Below are 9,823 nucleotides of genomic sequence, written 5' to 3'. Positions count from 1 at the left end.
CGGCTGGGCGAGCCCTATGTCACGACACGGCCCCGGCGCAAGGGCGCACCCGCCGATCCGGAGCATTCTCATCAGGGGATGGGGCTCGGTTTCTTCATCGGCAAGACCCTGCTGGAGCGGACGGGCGCCACCGTCGATATCGGCAATCGAGAGGACGGCCCAAGGGGCGCGCGCGTCCATGTGGTCTGGCCTCGCCACCTCATCGAGGCGGACCCCGCCTTTCCCGAGCGCGCAGCAGGCGGTGAGTAAGGGAAAGCCCCAACTTGGCTTGGCGAAGCTGAAAGCCTACAGTCAGACCATCTGAATTGGAGATCCGAAGACGTGCCCGAGACTGAAGACAATGCACCCGGCGAGATGCCGTTTCTGCCCGAAGACAAGACGCTTCTGCTTGTCGACGACGACGTACCGTTTCTGAACCGTCTGGCCCGTGCCATGGAAACCCGCGGTTTTCAGGTCAGTACGGCGAATACGGTGAAAGAAGGCAAGGGCCTCGCCCGGACGATGAAGCCCGGATATGCCGTGGTGGATATGCGCCTGGAAGACGGCAATGGCCTCGATGTCGTGGAAGCGCTGGAAGAGGCCCGTCCCGAAGCTCGTATCGTGGTGCTGACGGGCTACGGGAATATCGCCACCGCCGTCACCGCGGTGAAGCTCGGCGCGGCGGACTATCTGTCCAAGCCGGCCGATGCCGACATGATCGAAGCCGCCCTTCTCGCCAAAGGGGCCGATCATGCCGATCCGCCCGAAAATCCCATGTCGGCCGACCGTGTGCGTTGGGAACATATCCAGCGTGTGTATGAGCTTTGCGACCGCAACGTCTCGGAGACGGCGCGACGCCTCAACATGCATCGCCGTACGTTGCAGCGTATCCTCGCCAAGCGCGCGCCGAAGTAAATTTCACGGGCTGGATTTTACAATTCTTCCGGATCGAGAAAGCGGTGCACCCGCCGCGCAGTGATGCGCGCGAAGTGCAGGGTCAGCTTCCTGCGTCGTGCTGCGGGTAGCGGATCATGCGGTGACTCCCGCAATATCTCCGCGCCGTAGCGGTCGGCGACGACGAGGCCCACTTCCTCCGGCAGCACCTCTTGTGGAAACTCCGGCGGGACGGCGAAATAGAAGCGGTCGCAGAATTCCAGATAGTCTTCCCATTTCGAATCCGCCCGGAAGTCGGCAAGGCTCGACTTGATCTCGAAGACATGAATCTCGTTCTTCGGGCCGAGCGCCATGATGTCGACGCGCCGTCCCGTCGCGAGCGGGATTTCCGTCGCCGCGACGAACCCCATCTGCGCAATGAGGCGGCTGCACCCGCGCTGCACCGCTGCCGCGGTCGGCGATTGCCGCCCGTCGAACAGCATGAAGGGATCGTCTTCGTTTTCCGGAATGTCTTCGTCTTTCGCCATGGCGATATCTTATGCGATCCCGGCCGCTTCCATCGCATGAACCAGCGCGGCGCGCCGGCGCATGCCCTCTCGCGGATGGCCGGAATGTCCCTCGATGGCAAGTGTGCAAAGCGCATTGGCGGCCATCGCCATGCGGATGCGCTTCATCGACACGTCCCGGTCCGCCCGGGCTTCATACCCGCGCAGCACCGCCTCGCCCATCGGTCCGAAGTTTTCCAGATGCCGGAAATCCGTTTCGGGCAGCGACCAGCCGCTTTCCGCCAGGTCGACAAGGCCAAGCGCCCCCGGCCGCGCTCGCCCTGTTCCGAATGTCTTGTGCGTGCCCGTCTCGCCAAGGATGTTCGACAGGTTCAGGTCGCCATGCACGAAAACAAGCGGACCCGTCTCGATTTCCGCCGCCCATGCGTCGGCCAGCCGTTCCGCCATGAGGCGCTCGTCGGGCTGGCCCATCCGGTGCGCGGCCAGGCCGATGGAACGGGCGACCGTATCGCCGAGCCTGAGGTCGGCTTCTCTCGCCAGCCGGGTCGTCATCTCGTGAAACTCCGCGATGGCGGCCCCGATCCGCTCGCCGATTGCATCGCGCGTCTGGACGGGAGCAAAGACGAGCCGCTCTGCGGCAAGCGGCGCGCCTTCATGCGCGCTTATGCGAAGCCATCCGGCATGGAGACTGCCGCCGCTTTCCAGATCGCCATGGCCAAGAAGGCGGGGCAATGAGAAATGTGTTCCCTGCAGGTCGGAAAGCGCTTCATAGGCGATCGCCTCGCGGCGGAAGATCGCTTCCCCCGACCCGAGACCCCCGCCCGTCCGGCGCACAAGCTTCAGAAGGCTCCCGTCGCCGAGCCGGTAGACGCTGCTCCACAAGCCCTCGGCCAGCAGCCGGGCCTCGCCCGGCGGGAGGTCCGGTATGTCGGGAAGGCCTGTCAGTCTTGAATCGATGTCCATGGGCGTCAGTCTAGTGAGCCCCGCCCGCCACGGCAAAAGAAGAGGCGGCACGCCATCTCTGGCGGCCGCCCTTAGTGTTCCCTGATGACCCCGCCTTCTTGGTCGGGCGGGTGCCGGCAGAACCGGGGCCTATTCGGCCGCGACACTCGCCGTCGGGTTCTTCTTCCCGAAATTCACGGTGCGGAGGAAAGAGATACCCGCCTCGGCGATGTCGTCGCCGACCATGCGGTCGTCCTCGTCTTTCAGCTCGTCCATGTCCACATAGGTGGCATAGAAGGCCTTGGTGCGGTCGGTGATGATGCCCGCCTTGAGCAGCGTCTTCACCAGAACGCGGAAGACGTTGGCTGCGTCCTTCATGCCTTCGCGGCGGTCTTCATCCGTGACGGCTTCCAGCATCTCGGCCTGAACCTGCTGCCAGTCGAGACCGAAATCGGCATAGATGAGCTTCTTCTGTTCCGGGTTCACCAGATTGAAGAGCAGCGTCTGGAAGACGTTCGCGGCCCAGTCCTCGATGATGTCGCGCTCGTCCTGCGACAGCTTCGGGATGGTGCGGTCGGCCCAGATCTTGCCGAACTTGTGGTGGAACGCTTCGTCCGTCATGGCGAGCTGGCAGAGCTTCACCAGCAGCGGATCGCGCGCCGTGTTGAAGAACGTCGCGAAGGTGCCCATGGCAAGGCCTTCGACGAGAAGCTGCATGCCGACGATCTTTTTGTAGACCTCCTTGGCGTTGACCATCTCGGAGAGAAGGTTCGCCAGCGTCTCGCCGCAGGGAAGCGGCTTGCCGAAGCGCGCCTGCACATATTTCGCGAACGCCGTCACATGGCGGGCCTCTTCACGGGCCTGATTGGCGGCATATTCCTGTGCGCCGGGATCGAGCAGGATGTGGCAGAGCGAGGCGGAGAGGTTCATCGCCCCCTGCTCGCCATGCAGGATCGCGGACATCATCCAGCGCGCCGTCTCGTTGACGAAACGCACCTTCTCCTTTTCCGACAGCGCCTCGAAGCAGGGAAGCTTCAGTTCCGGCACCAGCTCCGGATCGATCATCATCTCGTTTTCCTGATCGAAGGGCTCGGTGAAGTCGATATAGCGCGGATCCACCGGATCCCAGAAATGGTCGTGGGTCGCGGAGATGATCTTGTCGAAAGCGCTGGAGCGACGATTGTAGCGCTCCGTGTCCATCATGGCCTGGAAGTCGTCGGGCGAGACGGCGTCATAGGCATTGTCTTTGGTGATCTGGCGGACGTCGGTCATTGCTGTTGTCACTCCTGTGCATCCAAGTAAGGCGTCGTTCGGCCGGTTCCGCATATCCCTCGCCGGCTAAATCTCACAATCGGAGTGTGGGTATTTGTGCGCTGCACACACAACACAAAAATGACGGGTGCGTCATTTTGCGCAGGATGAGGCGAGGGGCCGGACCGCAGGCAGGGCCCCTCGACAAAAAGGGGTAACTTCTGTATCTGTCGCGGCCCTTTAGCCTCCGGAATCCCCGGAAATCCTTGAAATGTATTGCTGTGACCGAGGGGATGCCCCCGTCCGGTCAGACGGATACGAGGTGATTTTATGTTCATTGGTCTCGACTTCGGGACGACCAACAGCGCGCTGGCGGTTACGTCCCCGCAAGGCCCTGCGCGGCTCGTCCCGGTTCAACATGAGGGGGCGGAGTTCGATACCTTTCGCTCGATCCTCTATTTCGACGGGGACGAGCGGGACGCCAATGGCCGTCTGCACGCCTTTGCCGGGCCAGCCGCGATGGATGCCTATCTGGATCGGGGCGGCGACGGCCGCCTCATTCAGTCGGTCAAATCCTATCTCGCCAATCCGAACTTCACCGCGACCAATATTTTCGGCACGCGCTACACGCTTGAAAATCTCATTGGCTTCATTGTCACGCGGCTGATCGAGGCGACCGCAGAAACCGATACGCTGAACGAGGCCATGCGGTCGGGTCCGGTCGTGGTCGGACGGCCTGCACGCTTCGTCCGCAACAGCCTTGGCGTACCGGACGAGGGTCACGACCGGCTCGCTGTGAAGCGGCTGGGCGAGGCGTTGCGGGGCATCGGAATTCCCGACGTGCATTTCGAATTCGAGCCTGTTGCCGCCGCCCATGCCTATGAGGCCTCGCTGGATCGCGACGAGCTGGTCCTCATCGGCGATTTCGGTGGCGGCACCAGCGATTTCTGCCTGCTCCATGTCGGTCCCGGTACGCGCGGGCTCAGGCAGCGCGGCGAGACGATTATCGGCGTTTCCGGCGTCGGGCTTGCCGGCGACGCTTTCGATGCGCGCTTGATCGAGCATTGCGTCGCCCCGCGTCTTGGCAAAGGCACTTCTTATGAAAGCGGCGGCAAGACGCTGCCGGTCCCGTCATGGCCCTATGACACGATGAAGCGCTGGCACGAGCTGAGCCTCATCAACACCGGCAAGACACGTCGCATGCTCGCGGAAATCGGCCGTACGGCGGAGGCCGCCGACCAGGTGGCGGCCCTCGCCAACCTCATCGAGGAAGAGCAGGGCTTTGCATTGAGCCGGGCCGTGGAGGCGACCAAGATCGGCCTTTCGGCGGGAGACCGGGCGCATTTCCACTTCGACGCCGCCCCGATCCGCATCGATGCAGAAGTGACGCGATCCGATTTCGAGGCATGGATTGCGCCGGAGCTCGGCGCCATTGCCGAATGCGTCGACGGGCTGCTGGAGGAAACGGGGACGGCGCCTTCCCGCGTGGACCGTGTCTTCCTGACCGGCGGCTCCTCTTTTATCCCGGCCGTCCGCCAGCTCTTTGCGGACCGCTTCGGAGGGGGGAAGCTGGCAAGCAGCGGCGAACTTACCTCGGTCGCCACGGGTCTTGCACTGGCGGCACGACAGCGTTTTCTCGACTGACAAAACAGCACGCGCCGGAGCGGGCTGCCCTTATCTCGAGCAAACAAAAACGGCCCGTTGGAGCGGGCCGCCCCTTCTTGAGCACACAAAAAACGGCCCGCCGGAGCGGGCCGTTTAAGGATCGAACTGACAGTCGGCTGGAGGGAGTAGCCGTCCCGCCTACGCAACAAGCAGACGAATCTTATTCGGCTGCGGAAATCGTCACGTCTTTCAGCGCGTCGGAATTGGCGCCGAAATTGATCGTCTGCAGGAAGCGAATGCCTTCTTCGGCGATGTCGTCGCCGACCATGCGCTCGCCTTCGTCCTTGAGTTCGTCCATGTCCACATAGGTGGCATAGAAGGCCTTGGTGCGGTCGGTGATAATCCCGGCCTTGAGCAGCGTCTTGATCAGGACACGGAAAATATTCGTGCCTTCCTTCATGTGCTCGCGGCGGTCGTCATCGGTGAAGGCTTCCAGCATCTCCGCCTGGACCTGCTGCCAGTCGAGGCCGAACTCGGCATAGATCACCTGCTTCTGTTCTGGGTTCACCAGGTTGAACAGCAGGGTCTGGAAGCATTCCGCCGCCCAGTCTTCGATGATGTTCTGCTCATCTTCGCTGAGGTTCGGAATGGTGCGGTCGGCCCAGATCTTGCCGAACTTGTGGTGGAACGCTTCGTCGGTCATGACGAGCTGGGTGAGTTTCACCAGAAGCGGATCGTTGGAATTGGCATAGAGCGTCGCGAAGGCGCCCATGGCGAGGCCTTCGACCAGCATCTGCATGCCGACAATCTTCTTGTAGACCTCCGGCGCATTCACGATGTCGGTCAGCAGGCCGCCCAGCGTGGAGCCGACCGGAAGCGGCTTGCCCCAGCGGGCCTGGATGTATTTCGCAAAGGCCGTCACATGGCGCGCTTCTTCGCGCGTCTGGTTGGCGGCATATTCCTGCGCGCCCGGATCCTTCAGGATGTGGCAGAGGCTGGCGGACAGCGCGAGCGCGCCGGCTTCACCATGCAGGATCGAGGAAAGCATCCAGCGCGCGCTCTGATTGGCGAACTTCACGCGCTGCGCCTCGGAGAGGGCTTCAAAGCAGGGCAGCTTGAGTTCCGGCATAAGCTCTTCCGGCATCACCATCTGCGTGTCGAGGTCGAAGCCTTCCGTGAAGTCGATGTACTTCACGTCGAGGGGATCCCAGAAGTGGTCGTGCGTGGCGGAAATGATCTTGTCGAACGCTGTGGAACGGGCGCCATAGCGTTCGACTTCCATCATCGCGGGGAAATCTTCGGGTGCCACGGCATCGTAGGCGTCGTCTTTCGTAATCTGCCGGATTTCGGTCATGGATCCCTCCAATGGTCGGCGCGGCACCAGGGAGGCCGCATCCGCATAAAATGAATCCGCCGCCTTTCCGGCGCCGGACTTACAACTTTGTTGCTAGTAAGAATAAGTGCGAAAGCGGCCGGGTCAAGGTCAAAATGACGCACCCGTCATGTTTAATCGGGCCGACGGGATGAAATTCCGGAGTCGAAAGCTTGGCTTTTACAAAAATGCTCTAGCTGTGCTAATAAGAATGCGTGCAAACGCTCCGCAAAATGACCGGGAGGCGGTCATGGAGGATAAGAGAGCGGGCATCCAAGGGAGGGGAAATCCCCTGAGATCGACGGTTATGACGTTGCCGCACCGGTACCGATCCGGTCCGGGGACGTGTGTCACCGTTCGGGAGGGGGGCTTTCATGATCCGTCCGCGAGACGGCATATCCCCGACAAGTTGAAGTGGCCGTCGAGCCGTACCAGGGATGGCGGTTTTCTCTGATTGAGGAAACCGGATCCATTCCGCGGCGACCGGCAGTACGCAGATGAAGCGCCGCGCCCCGAAGAATGAGGGCCGGGCTTGGGGAACGGGTAGAGTCCAATGATTAAGTTTCTTGAGAATCTTGTCTTTCGCCTTCGTGCCGTAATCTTGCTTGCGTTGCTCGTCGCCACGGCAATCACGGCGTATTACGCGATGAACCTGCGCATGACCGCGGGCTTCGACAAGCAATTGCCGCTCGGTCACGAATACATCCAGACCTTCGAGCAATATCGCGATCAGCTCTTCGGGTCGAACCGCATCATCGTGACGCTCGAGCCGGCTGAAGGCACCATCTGGACGAAGAAGTTTTTCAAGGTCTACAAGGACCTGACCGACGATATCTTCTTCCTGCCCGGCGTCGCGCGTCAGACAGTGACATCGCTCTGGACGCCCAACACCCGCTACATCGAAATCACCGAATACGGCATCAGCGCGGACGACGTCATCTCCGGCAAGGTGACGGCGGATACGATGACGCAGGATGCCCTCAAAAAGGTGCGGAGCAACGTCATTCGCGGCGGTTTCGTCGGCAAGCTCGTCTCCGACGATTTCAGGTCGGGTATGGTGGTCGCAGAGCTGCAGGATTACGACCCTTCGACCGGCAAGAAGCTCGACTATTTCGATCTGGCCGCGAAGCTCGAAAAGCAGATCCGGCAGAAATACGAGAACGACGACTTCAAAGTCAGGATCATCGGCTTTGCGAAAATGATCGGCGATATCGCCGACGGTGCGGAATCGGTCGTCAAGTTCTTCGTCATCGCGTTCCTTCTCACCGCCCTGTCGGTCTATCTTTATTCGCAATCGATCCAGCTCACGACAGTCACGCTCTTTGCCTCGCTCACATCGGTGGTATGGCAATTCGGCTTGCTGGAAGTGCTCGGATACGGGCTCGACCCGTTGGCTGTGCTGGTTCCATTCCTGGTTTTCGCCATCGGCGTCAGTCACGGCATCCAGCAGATCAATCTGATCACGGCGGAACTGGCCGCCGGCGCAACGGCGGAAGAAGCTGCGCGGTCGAGCTTTTCGGGTCTTCTGATCCCGGGATCCATGGCGCTGATCACCGACCTGGTGGGCTTCGGGACGCTCTATCTGATCCCCGTTCCGATGATCCGCGAGCTCGCCATCACGGCCTCCATCGGCGTGGCGCTCAAGATCATTACCAATCTTGTCATGCTGCCCCTCCTGGTTAGCTATTTCCGCTTCCCTGACAACTTCACGCACCGCATTCAGAAGGCGCGTGAAACCAGGCTCAAACTCATGCGTGTGATCGGCAAGGTGGCGCAGCCCAAAGTCTCGATCATTATTCTGTGTTCCTCCTCGGTGCTTCTGGGTTACGCGGTTTACAAGGGCAGTCAGCGCCATGTCGGCGCGCTGCATGCCGGCGCCCCCGAGCTTCGGGCGGATGCGCGTTATAATGTGGACAGCCGGGCTATCGCAGATCAGTACGCGCTGGGGCTCAACGTGCTCACCGTGGTGGTCGAAACGCCCCCCGACGGGTGTGTGAGTTACCCGGTGATGGAGTTCCTGAACCGTTTCTCCTGGGCGATGCAGAACGTGCCGGGCGTAACGGCGGTCGGCTCGCTCCCCTTCGCGATCAAGGGGTCGGCTGCGGGCTGGAACGAAGGCAACCTGAAATGGAAGGACATTCCGCGTGACCGCGCGGCCCTTGCCCAGGCGGCCAACACCGTTCCGAATGCCAGTGCGCTCTTCAATCAGGAGTGCACGGTTATGCCCCACATGATCTATCTGAAGGATAGCAAGGCGACGACCATTCACGGGGTCGTGGCCGCAGTGAAGGACTGGCGCGCCAAACATCATATGGATGGCGTTGAACTGCGTCTGGCGTCCGGCAATATGGGCGTCCAGGCGGCTGTGAACGAGGAAGTGGAAGAGACCGAGCTTCCGATGATGATGTGGGTCTATGCCGCCATTATCGCACTCGTCACGCTGACCTATCGTGATTGGCGAGCCGTTATCGCATGCTGTGTGCCGCTCACCTTTGCGACATTCTTCGGCTACTGGTTCATGCAGGTTCTGGAGATCGGCCTGACCGTGGCAACCCTGCCGGTGATGGTGCTGGCGGTGGGTATCGGTGTGGACTACGCCTTCTACATCTACAACCGCATCCAGTTCCATCTGGCCGAGGGACTGAACATGACCGATAGCTTCCAGCGTGCGCTGGAGGAGACCGGCATGGCCGTCTTCTTCACCGCGCTTACCCTGGCGATCGGTGTGTCCACCTGGGCGTTCTCGGATCTCAAGTTCCAGGCGGATATGGGCCTGCTTCTCGCCTTCATGTTCATGATCAACATGGTGATGGCGATTGCGCTCCTGCCTTCGCTGGCTGTGGTGCTGGATTTGATATTGCCGCGTGGCCGGGCCGTTCAAAAAAAGAAGAACATTATGGCTCACTAACCAGGACCATGCGTCAATTTGGGCCGCTGCCGGGCTTTCGGTGGCGGCCTTTTCTTTTGTGAAACGGCTCGAGCCGCGCTAGATTGCCCGGCAAAATCTAGGAAGGCCGTGCCTAAAGGCGGTCATGCCAGCAGGGGAAGACATAGATGTTCGAGAAAATCCGCAATGCCCTTCAAAAGGGTCTGACGACAACCGGGAACGTGCCTATGAGCCCGGAGGCCAAGCAACTGGCGGCGGCGGCCCTGCTCGTCGAGGCCGGGAACCGGGACCGCGAGTTCACGGACGGCGAGCGCGAGGCTATCAAAAGGATCGTCACCGAGCATTTCACTGTCAATGCGGATGAGGCTGCGGATCTGCTGAAGGTCG

At 61.2% G+C, this 9,823-nt stretch carries 8 protein-coding genes and 1 pseudogene; 5 read left to right on the top strand and 4 right to left on the bottom strand.

The window, feature by feature from the left end; translation table 11 throughout:
• Together CMI59_RS11550 and CMI59_RS11545 are read left to right on the top strand one after the other, a co-directional pair.
• A pseudogene (locus CMI59_RS11550) lies at window positions 1-249 on the top strand (sensor histidine kinase); the annotation flags it as partial.
• 105 nt (window positions 250-354) lie between these two features.
• Complete coding sequence (locus CMI59_RS11545; protein WP_167094749.1) at window positions 355-894, top strand: ActR/PrrA/RegA family redox response regulator transcription factor; 540 nt, start codon at window positions 355-357, stop codon at window positions 892-894.
• A 17-nt stretch (window positions 895-911) separates the two neighbouring features.
• Here CMI59_RS11545 and CMI59_RS11540 read toward each other — a convergent pair whose 3' ends face one another.
• The 3 genes from CMI59_RS11540 to CMI59_RS11530 all read right to left on the bottom strand — a co-directional run bounded on the left by CMI59_RS11540 (window position 912) and on the right by CMI59_RS11530 (window position 3,593).
• Window positions 912-1,400, bottom strand: a complete 489-nt coding sequence (locus tag CMI59_RS11540; RefSeq protein WP_293328407.1) for an MmcB family DNA repair protein — start codon at window positions 1,398-1,400, stop codon at window positions 912-914.
• Between the two features lie 9 nt (window positions 1,401-1,409).
• Window positions 1,410-2,342: an aminoglycoside phosphotransferase family protein gene (locus tag CMI59_RS11535; protein ID WP_293328406.1), complete on the bottom strand. Its 933-nt coding sequence runs from the start codon at window positions 2,340-2,342 to the stop codon at window positions 1,410-1,412.
• 129 nt (window positions 2,343-2,471) lie between these two features.
• Complete coding sequence (locus CMI59_RS11530; RefSeq protein WP_293328405.1) at window positions 2,472-3,593, bottom strand: ferritin-like domain-containing protein; 1,122 nt, start codon at window positions 3,591-3,593, stop codon at window positions 2,472-2,474.
• Window positions 3,594-3,902: 309 nt separating this feature from the next.
• Between CMI59_RS11530 and CMI59_RS11525 the strand changes: the two genes are divergently transcribed.
• A complete protein-coding gene (locus CMI59_RS11525; RefSeq protein ID WP_293328404.1) occupies window positions 3,903-5,216 on the top strand; it encodes an Hsp70 family protein in 1,314 nt (437 codons plus the stop codon).
• Window positions 5,217-5,397: 181 nt separating this feature from the next.
• Here the strand turns inward: CMI59_RS11525 and CMI59_RS11520 are convergent, their stop codons facing one another.
• Window positions 5,398-6,531, bottom strand: a complete 1,134-nt coding sequence (locus CMI59_RS11520; protein WP_293328403.1) for a ferritin-like domain-containing protein — start codon at window positions 6,529-6,531, stop codon at window positions 5,398-5,400.
• A 571-nt stretch (window positions 6,532-7,102) separates the two neighbouring features.
• On the opposite strand from CMI59_RS11520, the gene CMI59_RS11515 reads away from it, so the two are divergent.
• Both CMI59_RS11515 and CMI59_RS11510 read left to right on the top strand, forming a co-directional pair.
• On the top strand, window positions 7,103-9,457 hold the full coding sequence (locus CMI59_RS11515; protein WP_293328402.1) for an efflux RND transporter permease subunit: 2,355 nt from the start codon (window positions 7,103-7,105) through the stop codon (window positions 9,455-9,457).
• 146 nt (window positions 9,458-9,603) lie between these two features.
• Window positions 9,604-9,823: TerB family tellurite resistance protein (locus CMI59_RS11510; protein ID WP_293328401.1), on the top strand; the 220-nt coding region annotated here is incomplete at its 3' end.

This window comes from Parvibaculum sp. (genome assembly GCF_002684405.1).
Taxonomy (GTDB): Bacteria; Pseudomonadota; Alphaproteobacteria; order Parvibaculales; family Parvibaculaceae; genus Parvibaculum.
Note: the sequence above shows the minus strand (reverse complement) of the source record. Positions and strands in the feature narration are given on the sequence as shown.